Source organism: Kitasatospora sp. NPDC059812 (assembly GCF_042732075.1).
Classification (GTDB): domain Bacteria; phylum Actinomycetota; class Actinomycetes; order Streptomycetales; family Streptomycetaceae; genus Kitasatospora.
In genome coordinates this window covers 42,097-60,947 of sequence record NZ_JBHWIO010000028.1, presented here as the reverse complement: position 1 = coordinate 60,947, position 18,851 = coordinate 42,097, and the positions used below count along the sequence as shown (strand labels likewise).

Sequence of the window (18,851 nt, the reverse complement as noted above, 5' to 3'; positions counted from 1 at the left end):
CGACGTGGACCGGCCCACCCCTTCCCCGGCGCCTCGGCGGGCCTGACGAGGGCTCGTGAGCCCGTTCTCGTGAACCCGCGCCCGCGAGCCCACTCCCGCGAGGCCGCCCGCCGGGGGCTCCCCGACCAGGAGGAACACCACCGATGCCCTTCGCCGAGACGCCACTGCGCGACGAGTACGCCGCAGCCGTCGACGGGTGGCGCGCCGGACCCTTGACGCCCTCCGGGGTGACGGGGGCGCAGCCGCGCTCGCGGACCCGGACGGCGCCGTACCGCGCCCGACCCTGGCCGCACTGCGGGTGCTCGGCGCAGACCTCTTCGCCCCGCAACTACTCACCGGGGCCGCGCCCGACGGGCCCACCGCCGTACTGCTGGCCGAGGCCCGGCAGGCCTTTCCGGCACCGGACCCGGCACCGGACTCGGCACTGGACTCGGCAGCGGTCTCGGCCGACGCCGCGCCGGTGATCGCATGGCAGGACTGGGCGGCCGGGCAGGTGCTCGCCCGCACGCCGTACGGAACCGGTGCCCCACCGCCCGTGCCGCCTCCGGGCCCGGAGGCCGTCGGCTGGCAAACCTGGTCGGTACGAATGGCGCAGCTGTCCGTCCTGGCACTGCCCGGGCTCGACGGCCCGGTGCACGACACCGCCCGCGCGCACACCCTGGCCCTTGCCCGCGGCACCGTCCGCTCCATGCTGCGTCGCGACCTCCCCACCGCCGCCCGGCTCGCCCGCTGGCTCGCCTGGGCCGGTGCCGAAGGCCGGCCGCTGCGGCTGGGGGTCGAGCCCGTCCTGGAACGCATCCGGCTGGCCGGTAACGGCAGCGCCCGCACCGGACTTGAGCTGGCCGTCGCCCGTCGGATGCTCGACCGTTCCTCCCGTCCGCCGACCGACCGACGGAGCCGGGTCCGATGACCGACACCCACGTCCTCGCCACCGCGCAGCGGCTCGCCTCCCGCGCGCTGGCCTGGCTGCACGCCTCCCACGCCGACGGCCTCGGCCGGATCCCGGACAACACCGTGGTCGACCTCTCCGACCCCGACGACGCCTACAAGCCGCTCGGCGAGATCGCGCTGGCCGCTTCGCTGATCCTGCGCGACGGCGTCACCGGGCCCACCGAGGCCCGCACCGCACGCGCGCTGCTCGACCACGCCTGGGGGCAACTGCGCGAGGGCGACCTGCTGTACGAGCGGCAGCTGCGCCACTTCACCATGACCGACCCGCTGGAGACCTACGCCCACTTCGCCCGGGCCGGCTACCGCCACCCCGCGCTGGAGGAACTGCTCGATTCGCTCAGCCGGCTGCGGGCCGCGCACGCCGAGGAGATCCACCCCAACCGACGCCTGGGGGTCGCCAACGCCCGACGGGTCGTCGGGCTCGCCCACCAACCGGACTGGGCCGCACTCGCCGCCGGCACCTGGCTGGGCGCCACGCCCGAACCGTGGGCCGTCAACTGGATGACCGGCTACGACATCACCCACACCGTCTTCCACCTCACGGACTGGGGCGCCCGCCCGGACGGCCTGCCGGAGCCGATGCGCGACCACGTGCGCGACTGGCTGCCGGCCTGGCTCGACATCTGGCTGGAGATCGGCCAGTGGGACCTCGCCGCCGAACTCCTCGTGGTCGACGCCTGCATCGGCGAACCGGCCACCGGACGGCAGGGCTGGGACGCGCTGGCCGCCGCCCAGCACGAGGACGGCCTGCTGCCGCGCGACACCGACCCGGTCGACGAGGACCGCGAGCGGGCGTTCCAGGACCACCAGCACACCGCCGTCGTCGCGGTGGTGGCCGGTGGCATCACGCTCGCCCGGGCACTCGGGGCCACCGCGGCGGTCGCGTGAACGGGCTGGGTCCGGCGGTCGCGGAGGCGGTGCGCGCGGCCGGACCGTACGCCACCGCCGTCACCGTGGCCGTCACGCGCGGGGACGCGGAGGAGGTGCGCTGCCACGGGCGGCTCGGGCACGGGCGGACGGCCGCGTGCTCGCCGGACACCGTCTTCGAACTCGGTTCGGTCAGCAAGACCTTCACCGCGCTGCTGCTGGCACAGATGGCCGCGCGCGGAGACGTCTCCCTGCACGACACGGTCGAACACCGCCTGCCGGACTGCTGGCGCCCGGTGACCGTCCGCTCCCCCGAGCCGATCCGGCTGCTGCACCTGGCCACCCACACCTCGGGCCTGCCCCGGCTGCCGCCCGGACTGGCCGCGCGCGCCGTGCCGACCTGGTTCAGCAATCCTTACGCCGCGTTCGGGGACGAGCAGTTGAGGGCCGGAGTGGCCCGAACCACCGTACGGTGCAGGCCCGGCAGCCGGTACCGGTACTCCAACTACGGTGTCGCGCTGCTCGGGCGGGCACTCGCCGAGACGGGCGGGTTGCCCTACGGGGAACTGCTCTCCGAACGAGTCCTCCGACCGCTGGGCCTCGGTGCCACCACCTGTACGGCGGACTCGCCGGGGCGGGCGGTCGGGTACCGGCGCGGACAGGAACTTCCGCCCTGGCGCATCCCCGGACTGCCGGGGGCCGGCGCGCTCCGGGCGAGCGGGGCCGACCTGCTGCGCTACCTGAGGGCGCATCTCGACGGCGGCCACGGCGAGTTGGCGGCCGCGCTGCGCGAGGTCCAGCGGCCGCGGCTGCGGCTGCCGCGCTCGACGGACGAGCTGTGCCTGGTGTGGAACCATCGCCGCCCGGGCGGGCGCGACCTGTACTTCCACGCCGGGGCGACCCGGGGGTTCACCGCCTTCGTCGGCTTCTCGCCCCAGGCGTCGGCCGCGGTGGCGGCCCTGGCCAACACCGGGCCGTCGTTGGACGGGCGGTTCCTACAGGCGGCGTACGAGGTGCTGCGGACGGCTTAGGAGCCGACCTGGGGGGTGCGGCGCTGCGGCCCAGGCGGCGGGCGGCGGGCGGCGGGCGGCCCTAGGCTGCCACGGCTTTGGCGCGGTCGGCGGCGATGTGGACGGCGAGGCCGCCGAGGACCGTCCCCATCGCATAGCGCTGGAACCGCAGCCAGGCGGGACGGCGGTTGAGGAAGGACGCGATGCCGCCCGCGCTCACCGCGATCAGCCCGTTGACGGTGACCGCCACCACGATCTGGGTCAGCCCCAGCACCAGGCTCTGCACCGCGACGTGACCGCGCTCGGGCGCCACGAACTGGGGCAGCAGCGAGATGTACATGATGGCGATCTTGGGGTTGAGCAGGCAGGTCAGGAAGCCCATGGCGAACAGCCGGCGCGGCGGGTCCGGCGGCAGCTGCTGCGGGGCGAACACCGCCGTACCACCCGGCCGGACGGCCTTCCAGGCCAGCCACAGCAGGTAGCCGGCGCCGGCCAGCTTGATCGCGGTGTAGAGGGCGGGCACCACCGAGAACACGGCGGCCACGCCCGCCGTCACCGCGGCCAGGTAGACCAGGAAGCCGGCCGCGACCCCGATCAGCGACAGCAGCCCGGCGCGGCGGCCCTGGGCGATCGACCGGGAGACCAGGTAGATCATGTTGGGCCCCGGTGTCAGCACCATCCCGAGCGCCACGGCGGCGATCCCGAGCACGGCATGCCCGCCCACGGCGGACAGGGCGGATGCGGCGGGCAGGTCGAACGAGGCGGATGCGACGGGAGCGGCGGGGGTCAGTGCTTCCATGCGAGGAGGCTAGGCCCGGCGTCGATCTCAATGCAATGATGACTTTGCACTCGGTGCAATGCCGATGCGATGCCGTGCAATGCCATCACCTTGCGTGGAGGGGTCCCGCCGATGGACGACTACCGCCTGATCGCCGACGAGATCGCCGACGCCATCACCGGCGGGCGGCTGCGACCCGGCCAGCAACTGCCCACCCAGCGCGCCTTCGCCCGCAGCCGGGGCATCGCCAACTCCACGGCGGGGCGCGTCTACCGGGAACTGACCCGGCGCGGACTGACCACCGGGGAGGTCGGGCGCGGCACCTTCGTCCGGGCCGGACAGGGGGCCGGCGGCGGGGCAACCGGCGGGCAGGTGGCACTCGCCGAACCGGCCGGCGCGCCGGTGGACCTGGAACTCAACTATCCCGCCGTCCCCGAGCAGGCCGGACTGCTGGCCGCCGGACTGGCGCCGCTGCTCCGGGCGGACGCGCTGGGTGCCGCACTCGCGCCGGTGGGCGCGGCCGGGACGGGCGCGGCCCGGCAGGCGTTCGCGGCACTGCTGTCCGACGAACGCCGGACGGGCGGGGACCGGACGGGCGGGGACCCGTCGGCTGGGGATCGGACGGCCGGGGGTCGGACGGGCGGGTCCCGGGAGGTCACCCCGGAGATCGCCGGGGAGGAGCTGCTGTTCGCGGGCAACGGACGGCAGGCCATCGCCGCGGCACTGTCCGCGCTGGTGCCGCCCGGCCACCGGCTGGGGGTGGAGGCGCTGACCTATCCGGTGGTCAAGGCCGTCGCCCAGCGACTGGGCATCACGCTCGTGCCACTGGCCGTCGACGAGCACGGACTGCTGCCCGACGCCGTGGCCGCCGCCCACCGGGCCGCGCCGCTGCGCGCCGTCTACGTCCAGCCGAGGCTGCAGAACCCGCTCGGCGGGAGCCTGCCGTACAAGCGGACGGCCGCCCTCGCCGAGGAGCTGCGCCGCCTCGACCTGCCGGCCGTCGAGGACGCGATCTGGTCCTTCCTCCGCCCGGAGCGGACCGCCCTCGCCAGCCTCGCACCGGAACGCACCGTCCTCGTCGACAGCCTCTCCAAGCGGCTCGCGCCCGGGCTGACCACCGGGTTCGCGGTCGTCCCCGCCGCGCTGCGCGAACGGATCGCGGGCGCACTGCGCTCGGGCGGCTGGACGCCCAGCGGGTTCGCCCTGGAGGCGGCCGTGCGCTGGATCGGGGACGGCACCGTGGCCGAGGTCGCGGCGGCCAAGCGCGCCGACGCCGTCGCGCGTCAGCTGCTGGCGCGCGAGGCGCTGGCGGGGCAGCGCGTCCGGGCCGACCCCTGCTCGTACTACCTGTGGTGGGAGCTGCCGGCGGCCTGGCGGGCGGAGACCTTCGTCGCGGTGGCGGCGCGGGCGAGCATCGCCGTCACACCCGCGGCGGCGTTCGCCGCCGACCCCCGGCGTTCCCCGTCCGCCGTCCGGGTCGCCCTGGCCTCGCCGCCGCTGCCCGTGCTGGCGCAAGCACTGGAGACGCTGGCGCGGATCGCGCGGGGGACGGCGGAGGAGTGGATGGAGTGACGGGCGGGCGGACGGACGGCCAGGCGGACGAACAACTGACAGATAACAGCTGTTGAAATCTGCTATCTGTTATCTGTCAGTTGAAATCTGTCAGCTGTCAGTCGACGGCCGTCAGTCGACGGCGCCGCTCCGACCGCCTCGCACCGCCGTGTCCGCAGCCCCGCCGGCACCGACTGCGCGCAACCGGGAGGCGGCGGTGGCGGCGAGCTGGGGCGCGATCCGGGCGACGTCGCGCGAACCAACAGCCGCGATCAGGCTCGGCAGCAGCCAGCGGACCGGCTGCATGCCGCGCAGCCAGGCCTGCGCGTAGACGTGGGCGGACCGCCGGGCAATGCCGGCGGTGATCCGCTCCACCGCGGGCTCCAGCGGGTAGGTCTTGTTGGCCGGCCACGGCAGCCTGGTCCGCATCTGCTTGAGCACGGTGTCCTCGTCGGCGCCGCGCACCATGTCGGTGTCGGTCCAACTCAGGTACCCCACACCGACCTTGACCCCCTGGTAGGCGACCTCGGCGCGGAGCGAGTGGGCGAAGGCCTCCACCCCGGACTTGCTGGCGCAGTACGCGCTCATCAGCGGCGCGGGAGTGAGCGCGGCGAGCGAGGCGATCTGCAGCAGGTAGCCCCGGCTCTCGACGAGGGCGGGCAGGAAGGCCCTGGCCGTGGCGACGCTGCCGAGCAGGTTGACCTCGATCACCCGGCTGAACGCCCGGTGATCGCTGTCCGCCACCGGCCCGCCGATGGCGATGCCGGCGTTGGCGACCACGGTGTCGATCCGGCCGTAGTGCTCCTTGATCCGGCGGGCGGCGTCGCCGAGCGCGTCGAGGTCGGTGACGTCCACCTCCCAACTGGTCGCGGCCGCGCCGCACTGCGCCGCGACGGCCTTGAGCTCGTCCGGCTCCAGCCCCAGGAGGGCGACCTTGGCCCCGCGCCGGGCGAGCGTGCGAGCGAGCGAAGCCCCGACCCCGCGGGCGGCCCCGGTGACGACGACGACCTGCGCGGACAACGGCGGGATGGCGTTCATGCGGCGGCGGTCCTCTCGGAAACGGGCGCAGAGGTGGAGGAGGCAGAGGTGGAGGAGGCAGGAGCGGAGACGGAAGCGGGCGCGGCGGACAGGTACGCGGCGGCCAAGCGGTGGATCTCGGCCGCGACCTCCACCGGCCGCTCCAGCGGCGCCATGTGCCCAACCCCAGGAAGCAGCAACAGCCCCTGCGGGTCGGCGAGTTCGGCAACGATCCGGTGTGCGTGCACCGGCGGGGTCAGCCGGTCCGCGGTGCCGACCACGACGGCGGTCGGTGCGGCGAGCCGGGCGAGCCCGGCGTGGACGTCCAGACGGTCGAGGACGCCCGCCCAGTTGGCGCGGACGGCGGTCGGGCAGGCGTGCACGATCCGGGCCGTCGCCTCCACCTGCCCGGCGGACGAACCCGGGCCCATGGTCGCGTACTTGAGCGCGACACGGCTGACCGGCGAAACCGGTCCGAGCGGCAGCCGGGAGCGCAGCAGTTGGCGGTTCAGGAAGCGGCGCAGCCCCGGGGAGCGCACCCCCTCGGGCAGCACGGCGAGTTCGGCCACCAGCTCCCCCGGCCCGGTGGAGACCAGGACGGCGGCGGCGGTCCGATCGGCGATCTCGGGGCGACCGCCGGCGGCCATGATGGTCATCCCGCCCATGCTGTGCCCGGCGAGCACGGCCTTCTCCCCCGCCGGGACGGTCCGGGCGAGGACGGCGGAGAGGTCCTCGGCCAGCGCCCTGGTGGAGTAGCGGACCCGGCTCGGCGGGATCTCGCTGTGCCCGTGGCCGCGCTGGTCGTACGCCACCACTCGGTAGCGGTCGGCGAGTTGGCGGATCACCGGAGCCCAGAAGGCGGTTGAGCAGGTCCAGCCGTGGGCGAGCACGACGGTCGGCGCCCCGGGCTGGCCGTGCACCTCGGCGTGCAGCCGGATCCCGTCCGCCGATCGGATGCTCAACTCCTCGACAGGCGTCGGCGGGACGTACTCGGCGGGCAGCTCGGCGGCGCTCATGCGGACACCTCCTGCACGGCAGGGGCGGCGTCCTGGCCGGCGCGCATGATCAGTTCGTACTCGCCGAGATCGACCTTGCGGGTGGCGCGGCGGAACGCGGTGGTGGAGCCGGGCCAGAGCACGGTGTTCTTGCCGTTCGGATCCAGGTACCAGCTGCGGCAGCCGCCGGTGGTCCAGACGGTGCGGTCCATCCGGTGCTGGAGTTCGAGGTTCCACTGCCGCTGGGCCCGGGCGGTGGGCTGCATCGCGGTGGCACCGATCGACCCGAGTGTGGTCAACGCGTCGATCAGGTAGTTAAGTTGGGACTCGATCATCAGGATCATCGAGCTGTTGCCGAGGCCGGTGTTGGGGCCGATCACGAAGAACAGGTTCGGGAAGCCGTGCACGGCCGAGCCGCGCAGCGCCTCCATTCCGTCCTTCCACTCCTCCGCCAGGCTGGTGCCGTTGGCGCCGAACACCCGGGCCCCGATGGGCATGTCGGTGACGTGGAAGCCGGTGCCGAAGACGATGGCGTCGACCTCGTGCTCACTGCCGTCGGCGGCGAGCAGAGTGGAGCCGCGCAGCTCGCGCAGGCCGGAGGCGACGACCTCGGTGTTGGCCGCGGCGAGCGCCGGGTAGTAGGTGTTGCTGAGCAGGATGCGCTTGCAGCCGATCCGGTAGTCCGGGGTGAGCTTGGCGCGCAGGGCCGGGTCGGGAACGCCCTGGGCGAGGTGGCGTTCGGCGAGTTGCTGGACCACGCGCAGCATTCCCGGGCGGCGCACGAAGGCGTCCACCTGGAGCTCCCGGAGGGCGAACAGGGTGCCGCGGCGGATCTTCCCGGTGACCGGTACGCGGTCGTGCAGCCACTTCTCCAGCTGGCTGATCTCGCGGTCCCGGCGCGGCAGGACCCAGGCGGGCGTGCGCTGGAAGACCGTCAACTTGCCGACCTTCGGCTGGATCGACGGGATGATCTGGGCAGCGGAGGCTCCGGTGCCGACGATCGCGACCCGCTTGCCGGTCAGGTCGTAGTCGTGGTCCCAGCGGGAGGAGTGGAACACCTTGCCGGGGAAGGCGCCGAGCCCCGGCAGGTCGGGGATCTGCGGGTCGGCCAGCGGTCCGGCGGCGGAGACCACGGCGTCCGCGGTCCACTGGCCGGCCGAGGTGGTGATCCGCCAGCGGACCTGCTCGACCTCCCAACGTGCCTCCAGAACTTCGGTGTTGAACCGAAGGTGCGGACGGAGGCCGAAGACGGTGGCGACCTTCTCCAGGTAGGCGCGGATGTCCGGCTGGCCGGAGAAGCTGCGCGGCCACGCGGGGTTGGGCGCGAAGGAGAAGGAGTAGAGGTGCGAGGGCACGTCGCAGGCGCAGCCGGGGTAGCTGTTGTCGCGCCAGGTGCCGCCGACCGAGTCCGCGCGCTCCAGGACGACGAAGTCGGTGATCCCGGCGCGGCGCAGCCGGACCGCGGCGCCGAGACCGCCGAAGCCGGAGCCGATCACCGCCACCCGCACGTGCGGGACGGCCTCGTCCGCCGCGGGGGCACCGGACGTGCCGGGGCGGGGGCGCTTGCTGCTGGATGCCATGCGGCCTCCTCCTGAGGGTGGGGCGATGATCTTCGCGCTGCCGTACTGTGCTCGACTGCTCTCGTACTGCCCTGGCGTTGCCCTGATGCGCCCGGGCGACGCCGCGGTATCGCTCTGGTGCTGCCCTGCATGATGCTCTGCGCACTGCCCTGCGTACTGCCTTGCCGTACTGCCGAGAGGGCTCCCCCGACGACTGGCATCGGAGCCTCGCCAATCGCGCCAGTAATCACTGGCATGATTGGCAGGGTAGCCCTTGCTGACACCGGATGGAAGAAGCGCGGCCACCCGGATTCCGGGAGCCTTCGGAGGTGGCGGACCTATGCTGATCGCCGTGGACAAGGTCAGAGCTGCTGCGGGTGACGGAAAACGCGAGTACCGGGTGGAGGAACTGGCCGAAGCGGCCGGCATCACCAGCCGGACACTGCGCTTCTACCGCGAGCGCAAACTGCTCCAGCCGCCGCGCAAGGAGGGCCGGATCGCCTGGTACGGCGAGGAGCACCTGGCCCGGCTGCGGATGATCGGCGAACTGCTGGACCGCGGCCACACCCTGGGCGGCATCGCCGAACTGATCGGCGCCGGCGAGAGCGGGCGGGACGTCGCCGAGCTGATCGGGCTGGAGGCCGCGATCGTCGCCCCCTGGTCGGACGAGACCCCGGTGCGCCTGGACTGGGACGAACTCAAGACCGTCTTCAACGACCAGCTCACCGAGGAGAACACCGCCGAGTCGATCGCCCAGGGCTACATCACGATCGACGACGACGGGATCACCCACATCAGCCGCCGCCTGATGGACGCCACCACCGCACTCGTCGCCGAGGGCGTACCGCTCTCCGTGGTGCTGGACGCCAGCCGGCGCACCCAGGAGCACGTGGAAGCCATCGCCGAGATCTTCATCGACGTGGTCGGCGAGCACCTGCTCGGCGCCCTCGCCGCCGACGCCCCGCTGCCGCCCGGCGAGGCGGCCCGGCTCACCGAACGCATCCTGCGGGTGCGGCCGCTGGCCCGTACGGTCATCGACGCGCAGTTCGCCCTCGCGATGGACCGGCGGGTGCCCGCCGAGTACGACGAACTGCTGCGCCAGCGACGGGAGAACGACACCGAGGCGTAACCCCTCCAACGGGAGGGCAGGGATTCCCGCGCCCTGCACGCCCGTTGGAGGAACCGCCGATGCCCAGACCGCTCAGTCGCCGCGCCGCGCTCGGCCTCGCCGCCGGGCTCGCCCCTGGCCTCGCACTCGCCGCCTGCGGCCCGAACTCGCCAGCACCGTCCGCCGGTTCGACCGGCGGGTCCGGCGAGCCAGGCAGTTCCGGCAGATCCAGCGGGGCCGGCCCACGGACCGTCCGGCACGCTCGCGGCGAGAGCACCGTACCGGCCCGGGCCACCCGGGTGGTGGCGCTGGACACCGACGCGTTGGACTCGGTGGTCACTCTCGGGCTCACGCCGGTCGGCGCGACCACCGTCACCGAGGGTGCGCCCTTCCCCGCCTACCTGCCCGCCGAACGGCTGGCCGCGACGAAGGCCGTCGGCACCATCGGGCAGCCCAACCTGGAGGCGATCGCGGCGCTGCGGCCGGACCTCATCCTGAGCAACCAGGTGCGCGACGACAAACGGTACGACGAACTGGCGAAGATCGCGCCGACCGTGCTGTCCAAGACCACCGGGCCCACCTGGAAGGAGAACGTCCGGCTGCACGCCGAGGCGATGGGCCGGCAGGCCGAAGCCGAAGCGGCCGACGCGGCGTACCGGACGAAGGCTCGGGACCTCGTCACCGCACTCGGCGGCCCGGCCAAGGCCGCCGCCACCCGGGTCGAGATGGCTCGTTTCCTCGCGGGCGCGCCGACCAGGCTGTACCTCAACGGCACCTTCGTCGGCTCGCTGTTCAAAGACCTCGGGCTCGGCCGGCCCGCCAACCAGGACAAGCCCGGGTTCTCGGTCGAGATCAGCCCCGAGCAGGTGGACCAGGCGGCGGCCGACGTCATCTTCTACTCGGTCTACGGGGACGCGGCCAAGTCCGACCAGGGCAGGATCACCGATGGCGCGCTGTGGAAGAACCTGGACGCCGTCCGCACCGGCCGGGTGTTCCGGGTCGACGACAACCTGTGGATGCTCGGGATCGGCTACACCGGGGCCGGCTTGATCCTGGACCAGATCCGGAAGGACCTCGCGACCTGAGCGCGCTCGGCGGCGCACGGACCGACGGCGGCGCACGAACCGATGGCGGCGGACACCCGACAGACGACGGCGAACAGATGACGGCCAACAGAAAACAGATAACAGATGTTGAAATCTGTTATCTGTCATCTGTTCGCCGCGGCCTCTCACGCCTCGCCCGCTGTCCACTCCTCCAACCCCGCCCCGCCCCCGCCCCCGCCGCCACTGGTCGATCGACCGATTACCCACCCCCCGGACGCGCCCCTACCGTCGAGGCTCACCCGCAGGTCGCTGTCGCCTGGTCGGGCCGGTGGCGGGAGGCGGGCGCCCGCACCGGCTCCGTGTGGGGGCGTACCGATGTCCGTGGTCGTGAAGTTCCGTACAGCAGCGCAACTGACCGGCGGCCGGGTGCTGCTGTGGTCGCTGCTCGGTCGGCTGCCGAACGCGATGAGCCCGATCGGCACCCTGCTGCTGGTGAGCCGGAACACCGACAGCGTGTGGCGCGGCTCCCTGGTCGCCGGTGCGCTGGCGGTCGGCCAAGCGGTCGGCGGTCCGCTGGTGGGTCGACTGGCGGACCGCCGCGGGCAGCGGACGGTCGGGCTGGTCGCCGCGCTGGTCAACGCGACGGCACTGGTGGCGCTGGTGGCCGCCTCGCAACGCGGGTCGGCCCTCGGCTGGCAGCTCGCGCCTGCCGCCGTGGTCGGCCTGTCCGTCCCGCTGGTCGGCCCGCTGTCGCGCAGCCGGTGGGTCCGATTGGCCGCTGGTGAAACGGAGTTGACCTCCGTCATGCTGTCGCTGGACGGGATCGTCGACGAGGTCGGTTTCACCGCCGGGCCCGCACTGGTCGGAGTCCTCGCCACCGTCTCCTCCCCCGCCGTCGGCCTGCTCGTGGCGGCCGTGCTGTCCGGCGTCTGCGCGACCCTGTTCGCGCTGCACCCGACGGCCTCCCCCGGCATCCCGAAGTCCCCGGCCCGCTCCGCCGAGCGGCTGCTCACCGTGCCCTACGTCCTGCTGCTGGCCGGGATGGCGCTGCTGGGCGCGTGTTTCGGCTCGGTGCAGGTCGGGGTGACCGCCACCACGGAGGCCCTGGGCCGGCCGGGCGCCGCCGGACTGCTGTACGGCTTCATCGGGTTCACCAGTTCCCTGGCCGGGATCGCCGCCGCGGGCCTGCCCGCCCGGTGGGAGTTGGCGTCCCGGTTGCGGGCGGGCACGGTGCTGCTGTTCGCCGCCACCTGCGTCCTGCTCGTCTCCGCCGGGAGCCTGTGGAGCCTGACCGCCGCCGTGGGCCTCCTCGGGGTGGCGGTCGCACCGCAGATGATCACGATGTTCGGCCTGGTCGAGCGGACGGTGCCGGCCGTCCGGCTGGGCGAGGCGATGGCGGCGCTGGTCAGCGCGCTGATCCTGGCTCAGTCGGCCGGCACCTTCCTGGGCGGCTGGGCGACCACGCACTTCGCGGCCGCCGCGCCGTTCGCGATCACCGCGGCCGCGGCGGCGGCCGCCCTGCTGCTCGCCGCGTGCACCGCGACCGAACAGCGCTACCGCCGCCGTATTCCGACCGCTCCAACCGCTCCGACCGCTCCGACCGCTCCGACCGCTCCAACCGCTCCAACCGCTCCAACCGCTCCAACCGCTCCAACCGCTCCAACCGCTCCAACCGCTCCAACCGCTCCAACCAAAGGTCGGTCCGACGGTCGGCCTGGCGGTTCCGGCGCCCAACCCCGCATCGCCGCGCCCGTGCGCCGCGCCCCGCGCACATGACGGCGGGGGCGACGGTGGTCCGCACACCGTCGCCTCCGCCGTGCGGCCCTGCCGGCCGGCACCCACGATTCGGCAGGGCCCACTCAGGCGGTTGTCAGTTGACGTTGACCGCCGTCCAGGTGGCCGCGACCGCGTTGTACTCGGCGCTGCCGTTGCCGTACAGGTCCGCCGCCGCGCTGAGGGTGCCCGCCCGGGCGCCCGCGTAGTCGGTGGTGGAGGTGAAGTAGACGGTCAGCGCGCGGTACCAGATCTGCGCGGCCTTGTCCCGGCCGATGCCCGCGAGCGAGGAGCCGTCGGCCGTCGGGCTGTTGTAGTCGAACCCGTTGATGCTCTTCGCGCCGCTGCCCTCCGACAGCAGGTAGAAGAAGTGGTTCGCCACGCCCGACGAGTAGTGCACGTCGAGGTTGCCCACGTCGGCGGACCAGGAGTCGGCGGACTGGCCGTCCTTGCTGGGCTGGTCCATGTAGCGCAGCGGGGTGCCGTTGCCGTTCAGGTTGATCAGCTCGCCGATCCAGTAGTTCGGCGGGTTGGAGGGCAGGTTGGCGTACCACTCGACCATCGTGCCCATGATGTCGGAGGTGGCCTCGTTGAGGCCGCCGGACTCGCCCGCGTAGTTGAGGTTCGCCGTGGCGGCGGTGACGCCGTGGCTCATCTCGTGGCCGGCCACGTCGATCTCGGTGAGCGGGGCGGCGTCGCCGTTGCCGTCGCCGTAGGACATGCAGAAGCAGCTGTCGTCCCAGAAGGCGTTGACGTAGTTGGAGCCGTAGTGGACGCGGCTCGCGGCGCCGACACCGTCGTTGCGGATGCCGTTGCGGCCGAAGGTGTTCTTGTAGAAGTCCCACGTGGTGGCCGCGCCGAACTGGGCGTCCACCGCGGCGGATTCGCGGTTACTGGCAGTGCCGTCGCCGAAGTTGTTGGAGGTGTTGGCGAACAGCGAGCCGTTGCCGGCGGTTCCGTTGCTCATGTCGGTGGTGGACTGGCCGCCGCGGCTGTCGTCCTTCAGCGAGTAGCTGGAGCCGCTCTGCGCGGTGGTGAGCGGCACCTGGCCGACGAAGACGCCCTTGCCGGTGCCGGCGGCGGTCTGGATCTTCTCGTGGGTGGACAGCACCTTGCCGGTGGCGGCGTCGGTGACGAGCACCTGGTTGCTCGGAGTGCCGTCGGCGCGCACGCCCTCGACGGTGGTCCGGTAGGCCAGGCGCGGGTTGCCGTCGGTCGCCCAGACGACCAGTTCGGCCTTGCCGGTCTGGTGCACGTCGGCCAGCGGGGACTCGTCGGCGTCGAGGGTGACCCCGACGGTGGCCTTGACCGCGCCGGTGGCCTGCGTGGCGGCCTGGTCGGCCGGGATCTGCGGGGTCAGGCTCGGCAGCGCGAGCTTGGCGGAGACCGCCTTGTCGACCGACTTGACCGAGCCGTTGGCCTTCTGGTGGACGACCAGGTCACCGCCGAGCACCGGCAGGCCGGCGTAGGTGCGCTCGAAGCGCAGGTGCCGGGTGCCGTCCTTGTCGACCACGGCGTCCTTGGCGACGAGCCGCTCCTTCTCGCCGAGGGCGAGGGCCTTGGCGAGCGGGCCGGACTGGCCGCCGGCCAGCGCGAGCACGGCCGCGTGCTGGTGGTCGGCCTGGGCCTGGAGGCCGGCGACGGGGCTGGCCTGGGCGGCGGTGCTCACCTGGATCACACCGGTCAGCAGGGCGGTGGCCGACAGTACGGCGACAGCTGCGAGCTTTCGCTTCACGTGCGAGTCCTTCCGGGAAACCGCGTGTGGACGCGGTCGCGCCGCGTTCCGGGGGCCGGGGTCGGCACCTGTGGGGCGGAATGGGCGCTGACGTGCTGAAACCCCGGGCGGTCGAGCGGCGAGCCACCAAGGGGTGGGGGTGGGGGCTACCGCCGGGGCTGTCCAAAAGCATGACAATCCAGCAGGTGAATTGACAGGTCTACTTCAGCGATTGGCCAGGTCCCGCCAGCTCGCCGGGGCTCTCAAGTGGTGGGCAAAACGGGGTAATTCACCGCGCCTTGCAGTGGGTTCCCACCCGAACCACGGCCGACCGCCTGCGCCGATGTCCGATCGACCGTCGAACGTCGATTCGGTGCGCGGAGCCGAGCGGGCCGGAATCGACTTTTACATCCCTGTAGAACTTCCCATACGGAATCTTGACATCCGCTTGGCGAGGTCCCGCCACCTGCCACCCTTGCCCGCCGCCGGGCCATCTGCTAGCGCCACCGAACCTTGTGTTCGCCCGACTCCTCAGTGCAGTCGGTGAGTTGAGCGCGATGCCCGGGGGTGCACCGGAGCCGACAAGGCCCCGTGTCCCACAACTGCCCCTGCTCCACCGGCGGCTGCGATGGCGCCCGGCTCCCGCGGCGCCCCGCTCGCCCGCCCCGACTCCCGGGCGACCTGCCCGTACGGACACCCGGGCCGGGTCGGCACACGCGCTCAACCGCCGCCGGCGCCGGGCCCGTCCGGTCGCAGAAGCGGCAGCGGCAGCGGCAACGGCAACGGCAACGAGGTCGGGGTTGGGAGGGCGCAGGGGTGCCGCTCCTCGCCCGGACCGGTCAGCGAGGCCTCCCCGGGAGCACGTCCGGCGCGTACTCCCGGACCGCCGCGAGCAGTTGGCGGATCGACGGGTTCACCATCGGTCGCCCGGCCACGGTGACGGTCGGCACGGTCTCGTTGCCGTCCGCGACCGAGCGGACGAAGGCGGCGGCGTCCGGGTCCTTCCAAATGTTCACCATGGTGAACCGCCGGCTGTAGCGCAGGCGCGTGAAGAGCAGCGCCAGGCGCAGGTTCATGCAGAACGTGCACAGCGGACGCCAGTAGAGGACCACGCCGTCGTCGGCTCCGTCGGTCGCTGTCACTGGAACCGCCATTCCTGGGCCGTGTTGCCAGGGGTGCAGGTCACCATGGTGACCGCGTTCCCCGGGCCGTTGTCGGTCATGCAGCTGTGGTTCTGGTAGTCGGCCAGCGTGTAGGAGCCCTGGGCGGACCCGCTGCGCACCGTCCAGTTGGTCAGGAAGCTGAAGCCTCCGCTCAGGGTGACCTTGCCGTCCATGGTCTGGACGAGCAGCGGCCCGCCGCTGTTGCAGGCGTTGAAACTGATCCAGGAGCCGGGGTTGGTCGCCCGCACCCAGCCGTACTGGGACGCGCCGCCGACCACGATCGGGTTGTCGCCGCTCAGTTCGTCGCGGGCCATCCCGATCGGGCGGCCGTCCTTCACGTTGACGATGGTGGTCCAGGAGGTGCCGCCGCACGACGGCGGCCGGGTGGGGGTCTGCGGGGCCGGCGGGTTGCCGCCGCCCGAGGGAGAACCGCCGCCTGACGGGGAGCCGCCCCCGGCGGGGGAGCCACCGGCCGCGTTCTGGGCCGGGGGCTGCGGGTTGGGATTGGGGTTGGCGGGCTGGTTTGCCGCGCCGCCCCCACCCCCGCCCCCGCCGCCGGACTGGTTGGACTGACCGCCCGAAGCCCCGCCGGCGGAACCGCCCGAGACACCTCCCGCAGAACCGCCGGCGGAACCGCCTGAGGCACCGCCCGAAGCCCCGCCGCCACCAGCCGCGTTGCCGCCGCCTGCCGCGCCCGCGCCGGTGCCCCGGCTCGCCGCGCCTCCGTTGCCGCCCGGCGCGGGGGCCTGGACGGGCGCGCCCGGCTGGTTCTGGGTGCTCGGCTGCTGGTCGGCGGCCGGGGCCGCGACCGGGGTGTCGGAAGGTGTCGGCGTGGCGGGCGGCGTCGTGGCCGGGGCCGCCGGGGTGCCCGTGCCCGGGGTCACCGGGGCCGTCACGACGACGGTCGGCTGGGCGGCGGGCGGCTCGGCCGCGTCCGACCGGCCGGGGCCGCGGTCCACCAGCAGGACGGTCGCCGTGCCCATCGAGATGACCACGGGGACGATCACCGGCACCAGCAGTGCGCGACGTGACCGGCGCTTGCCCGGCTCGGTCACCGGCTGCGGCCCCACCTTCGCGACCTCGTCCGACACGGGGCCGTCACCCGACGCCGGGCGCTCGCCCGACGCGGGCTGGTCGGCGCCGTCAGCGACCGGCACCACGGCACCGGCCTTCGCCCCGCCGGCACCCCCGGGCGCTCCGCCCCCGGCCTCTTCACCCGCAGCCGCTCCCCCGGCCGCCGCAGCTCTGAGGTCGACCGTCCCGGTGTCGGCCGGGGCTCCGGCCGCACCCGCCGCAGCGCCCGCGTCCTCCGCGCCGATCGCCGCCCGGGCCGCGGCCGCCATCTCGGCGGCGTCGGCGAACCGGTCCTCCGGCTTCTTCTCCAGCGCCTTCGCGACCAGCTCTCGAACCGCCGCCGGGAAGGCCCCCGGCAGCTCCGGCGCCGGCTGGCGGACGTGCTTGAGCGCGACCTCCAACACGCTCTCGCCGACGAACGGCGGCTTCCCGGTGAGCAGTTCGAAGCAGACCACGCCGATCGAGTAGAGGTCGGAGGCCGGCCCGGTGCCCGTCCCCTCGGCCTGCTCGGGGGCCATGTAGAGGGCGGTGCCTACGATCGCGTGCGAGGCGGTGATCTTGGTGCTGGCGATCGCCCGGGCGATGCCGAAGTCGGTGATGGTCACCCGGCCGTCCATACGCACCATCAGGTTGGACGGCTTGAGGTCCCGGTGCACGATCTCCCGGCGGTGGGCGGCGTGCAGGCCGTCCAGCGCGGCGGCGACCAGACCGAGGGCGCGCTCGGGAGGCATCGGGCCCTCCTCGGCGAGCACCCGGTCCAACGGCCGGCCGTCGACCAGTTCCATGACGATGTAGGCGCAGCGGTCCCCGGCACCACCGCCTTCGCTGCCCTCGGCACCGCCGCCGCTCTCACCGTAGTCGTGGACGTCCACGACGGCCGGGTGGTCGATCGCGGCGACCAGTTGGGCCTCCCGGCGGAAGCGCTGGATGAAGGTGTCGTCCTCGAACAGCGCCGAGTGCAGGATCTTGACGGCCACCGGCCGCGCCAGCACCGTGTCGTCGGCCCGCCAGACCGTACCCATCCCCCCGCCGCCGATCCGCTCGACCAGCGTGTACCGCCCGCCGAGCACGGCGCCCGGACCCCTCATACTCCCGCCCCCATGTGTGTCATGACCCTCCCCAGCGGGCCGTTCGGCCCCCCAGTGTGCCAGAGGGGGTCGAACGGTCAGCAGGCACTGTCCGGCCAGGGGTTGAGGGCCCCGCCGTCAGCTGTCCCGGCCCTGCCGGGCGTGCTCGACCACCTCCAGGACGGCGGCGGCGACGGCCTGCGGGTGGTCGGCGTGGACGTGGTGGCCGGCGCCACGCACGACGATGTGCGACCCTTGGCGGCGCTGGCGACGACGTGTGACTGGAGGACGGTCCAGCGGGCACGCATCGCCCCCGGCAGGCCGTCGGTCGCGCTCAGCACGGTCACCGGCACGTCGGGCAGCCGCGCGGCCGCGCGCCGCTGCCGGAGCTCGGAGACCGCGAGGGCCGTCAGCCGGTTCTCGTCGAGGACGGTCAGCCGCTGGTGGCGGTGTGCCTCGACGGCGGCCTCGGCCCTCGCGACAGTTCCCCCGGCACGGCGGGCGGCGGGCGTCAAGGCCGCCCGGAGTAGCCCCACCCGCAACAGGACGGCCTCGGCGGCGCGGATGGCCGGTGGCTGGAACTCCTCGTGCGCCGGGTCCACCAGGACCAGGCCTGCCACCAGTTCCGGGCGCCGCCAGGCGAGGAGTTGGGCCAGCTGGCCGCCCCAGCTGTGCCCGACCAGGACGGCCGGGCCGGCGCCGAGGTGCTCCACCAGGGCCGCCAGGTCCCCGGTCGGGGACTCCAGCGACGGGCCGGAGACGCGATCGGGGTCACTGGCACCGAGCCCGGCCCGGTCGTACGCCACGACCCGGCTGTGCGCGGCCAGTTCGGGCAACACCGGCGCCCAGGTCAGCGACGAGGTGCCGCAGCCCGCGAGCAGGACCACCGGCGGACCGCCGCGCCCCGCCTCCACCCAGCGCAATGCCCGCCCGCCACGGTCGAGTTCGCCCTGCCGGACCCCGCCGGGGACGCGCTCGGCCAGCGCCTGCCCGATGGCGTCCTGCACGTCCCGCATGGCCCGCGTGTCCTGCGTGTCCTGCGTGCCCCACGGTTCCTGCGCGTTCTGCTTGTTCTCTGTCTTCTGCACGTTCGGCTCCCCCCTGGATCCGTCCGCCCGGTCCCGGCCTGTGGTGCCGGGTGACGCGGGTTCGTTACTCACCACTGCCACGAGTCCCGG

The 18,851-nt window shown here is 73.6% G+C and carries 15 protein-coding genes; 7 read left to right on the top strand and 8 right to left on the bottom strand.

The genetic code is table 11. From position 1 onward, the window contains the following. The first annotated feature begins 196 nt into the window (after positions 1-196). The 3 genes from ACFV6D_RS16700 to ACFV6D_RS16690 are packed head-to-tail and all read left to right on the top strand — an operon-like array spanning position 197 to position 2,849. Positions 197-910 carry a hypothetical protein gene (locus ACFV6D_RS16700; RefSeq protein ID WP_380560313.1) on the top strand — a complete coding sequence of 238 codons (714 nt, stop codon included), beginning with the start codon at positions 197-199 and terminating at the stop codon, positions 908-910. Next, positions 907-1,839 carry a DUF6895 family protein gene (locus ACFV6D_RS16695; protein ID WP_380560312.1) on the top strand — a complete coding sequence of 311 codons (933 nt, stop codon included), beginning with the start codon at positions 907-909 and terminating at the stop codon, positions 1,837-1,839. Before ACFV6D_RS16700 ends, ACFV6D_RS16695 begins: the two co-directional genes overlap by 4 nt. Continuing rightward, positions 1,836-2,849, top strand: a complete 1,014-nt coding sequence (locus ACFV6D_RS16690) for a serine hydrolase domain-containing protein (protein ID WP_380560310.1) — start codon at positions 1,836-1,838, stop codon at positions 2,847-2,849. Before ACFV6D_RS16695 ends, ACFV6D_RS16690 begins: the two co-directional genes overlap by 4 nt. A 61-nt stretch (positions 2,850-2,910) precedes the next feature. Here the strand turns inward: ACFV6D_RS16690 and ACFV6D_RS16685 are convergent, their stop codons facing one another. Continuing rightward, positions 2,911-3,507 carry a LysE family translocator gene (locus ACFV6D_RS16685; protein WP_363367350.1) on the bottom strand — a complete coding sequence of 199 codons (597 nt, stop codon included), beginning with the start codon at positions 3,505-3,507 and terminating at the stop codon, positions 2,911-2,913. Between the two features lie 231 nt (positions 3,508-3,738). Here ACFV6D_RS16685 and ACFV6D_RS16680 point away from each other — a divergent pair, with 231 nt between their 5' ends. Next, on the top strand, positions 3,739-5,178 hold the full coding sequence (locus ACFV6D_RS16680) for a PLP-dependent aminotransferase family protein (protein ID WP_380425467.1): 1,440 nt from the start codon (positions 3,739-3,741) through the stop codon (positions 5,176-5,178). 111 nt (positions 5,179-5,289) lie between these two features. On the opposite strand, the gene ACFV6D_RS16675 is transcribed toward ACFV6D_RS16680, so the two are convergent. The 3 genes from ACFV6D_RS16675 to ACFV6D_RS16665 are packed head-to-tail and all read right to left on the bottom strand — an operon-like array spanning position 5,290 to position 8,749. After that, positions 5,290-6,195: an SDR family oxidoreductase gene (locus tag ACFV6D_RS16675; protein WP_380425469.1), complete on the bottom strand. Its 906-nt coding sequence runs from the start codon at positions 6,193-6,195 to the stop codon at positions 5,290-5,292. Further along, positions 6,192-7,190 carry an alpha/beta fold hydrolase gene (locus ACFV6D_RS16670; RefSeq protein ID WP_380560308.1) on the bottom strand — a complete coding sequence of 333 codons (999 nt, stop codon included), beginning with the start codon at positions 7,188-7,190 and terminating at the stop codon, positions 6,192-6,194. The genes ACFV6D_RS16675 and ACFV6D_RS16670 overlap by 4 nt, the downstream gene beginning before the upstream one ends. Next, positions 7,187-8,749 (bottom strand): flavin-containing monooxygenase, encoded by a 1,563-nt coding sequence (locus ACFV6D_RS16665; protein WP_380560306.1) that lies wholly within the window; start codon positions 8,747-8,749, stop codon positions 7,187-7,189. Before ACFV6D_RS16665 ends, ACFV6D_RS16670 begins: the two co-directional genes overlap by 4 nt. A gap of 319 nt (positions 8,750-9,068) precedes the next feature. Between ACFV6D_RS16665 and ACFV6D_RS16660 the strand changes: the two genes are divergently transcribed. The 3 genes from ACFV6D_RS16660 (at position 9,069) to ACFV6D_RS16650 (ending at position 12,658) form a co-directional block, all read left to right on the top strand. Then, positions 9,069-9,857 (top strand): MerR family transcriptional regulator, encoded by a 789-nt coding sequence (locus tag ACFV6D_RS16660; protein WP_063349958.1) that lies wholly within the window; start codon positions 9,069-9,071, stop codon positions 9,855-9,857. Between the two features lie 59 nt (positions 9,858-9,916). Beyond that, on the top strand, positions 9,917-10,921 hold the full coding sequence (locus tag ACFV6D_RS16655; protein ID WP_380560304.1) for an ABC transporter substrate-binding protein: 1,005 nt from the start codon (positions 9,917-9,919) through the stop codon (positions 10,919-10,921). A 336-nt stretch (positions 10,922-11,257) separates the two neighbouring features. Continuing rightward, on the top strand, positions 11,258-12,658 hold the full coding sequence (locus ACFV6D_RS16650) for an MFS transporter (RefSeq protein WP_380560302.1): 1,401 nt from the start codon (positions 11,258-11,260) through the stop codon (positions 12,656-12,658). A gap of 94 nt (positions 12,659-12,752) precedes the next feature. Here the strand turns inward: ACFV6D_RS16650 and ACFV6D_RS16645 are convergent, their stop codons facing one another. The 4 genes from ACFV6D_RS16645 to ACFV6D_RS16630 all read right to left on the bottom strand — a co-directional run bounded on the left by ACFV6D_RS16645 (position 12,753) and on the right by ACFV6D_RS16630 (position 18,761). Then, positions 12,753-14,390, bottom strand: a complete 1,638-nt coding sequence (locus ACFV6D_RS16645) for a M4 family metallopeptidase (protein ID WP_380490913.1) — start codon at positions 14,388-14,390, stop codon at positions 12,753-12,755. 818 nt (positions 14,391-15,208) lie between these two features. Continuing rightward, positions 15,209-15,511, bottom strand: a complete 303-nt coding sequence (locus ACFV6D_RS16640; protein ID WP_279634944.1) for a glutaredoxin domain-containing protein — start codon at positions 15,509-15,511, stop codon at positions 15,209-15,211. Continuing rightward, entirely contained in the window at positions 15,508-17,694 is a 2,187-nt protein-coding gene (locus ACFV6D_RS16635) for a serine/threonine-protein kinase (RefSeq protein WP_380560300.1), read from the bottom strand. Before ACFV6D_RS16635 ends, ACFV6D_RS16640 begins: the two co-directional genes overlap by 4 nt. 77 nt (positions 17,695-17,771) lie before the next feature. Beyond that, the gene (locus ACFV6D_RS16630; protein ID WP_380560298.1) at positions 17,772-18,761 is read right to left on the bottom strand and encodes an alpha/beta fold hydrolase; all 990 of its coding nucleotides are present in this window, start codon (positions 18,759-18,761) and stop codon (positions 17,772-17,774) included. Between the last annotated feature and the right edge of the window lie 90 nt (positions 18,762-18,851).

Bases quoted from the DNA above. Each gene is read 5' to 3' on its own strand.
- ACFV6D_RS16695 (WP_380560312.1), top strand. From the start codon at position 907: ATGACCGACACCCACGTCCTCGCCACCGCGCAGCGGCTCGCCTCCCGC.
- ACFV6D_RS16685 (WP_363367350.1), bottom strand. From the start codon at position 3,507: ATGGTGCTGACACCGGGGCCCAACATGATCTACCTGGTCTCCCGGTCG.
- ACFV6D_RS16680 (WP_380425467.1), top strand. From the start codon at position 3,739: ATGGACGACTACCGCCTGATCGCCGACGAGATCGCCGACGCCATCACC.
- ACFV6D_RS16675 (WP_380425469.1), bottom strand. From the start codon at position 6,195: ATGAACGCCATCCCGCCGTTGTCCGCGCAGGTCGTCGTCGTCACCGGG.
- ACFV6D_RS16670 (WP_380560308.1), bottom strand. From the start codon at position 7,190: ATGAGCGCCGCCGAGCTGCCCGCCGAGTACGTCCCGCCGACGCCTGTC.
- ACFV6D_RS16665 (WP_380560306.1), bottom strand. From the start codon at position 8,749: ATGGCATCCAGCAGCAAGCGCCCCCGCCCCGGCACGTCCGGTGCCCCC.
- ACFV6D_RS16660 (WP_063349958.1), top strand. From the start codon at position 9,069: ATGCTGATCGCCGTGGACAAGGTCAGAGCTGCTGCGGGTGACGGAAAA.
- ACFV6D_RS16655 (WP_380560304.1), top strand. From the start codon at position 9,917: ATGCCCAGACCGCTCAGTCGCCGCGCCGCGCTCGGCCTCGCCGCCGGG.
- ACFV6D_RS16650 (WP_380560302.1), top strand. From the start codon at position 11,258: ATGTCCGTGGTCGTGAAGTTCCGTACAGCAGCGCAACTGACCGGCGGC.
- ACFV6D_RS16635 (WP_380560300.1), bottom strand. From the start codon at position 17,694: ATGAGGGGTCCGGGCGCCGTGCTCGGCGGGCGGTACACGCTGGTCGAG.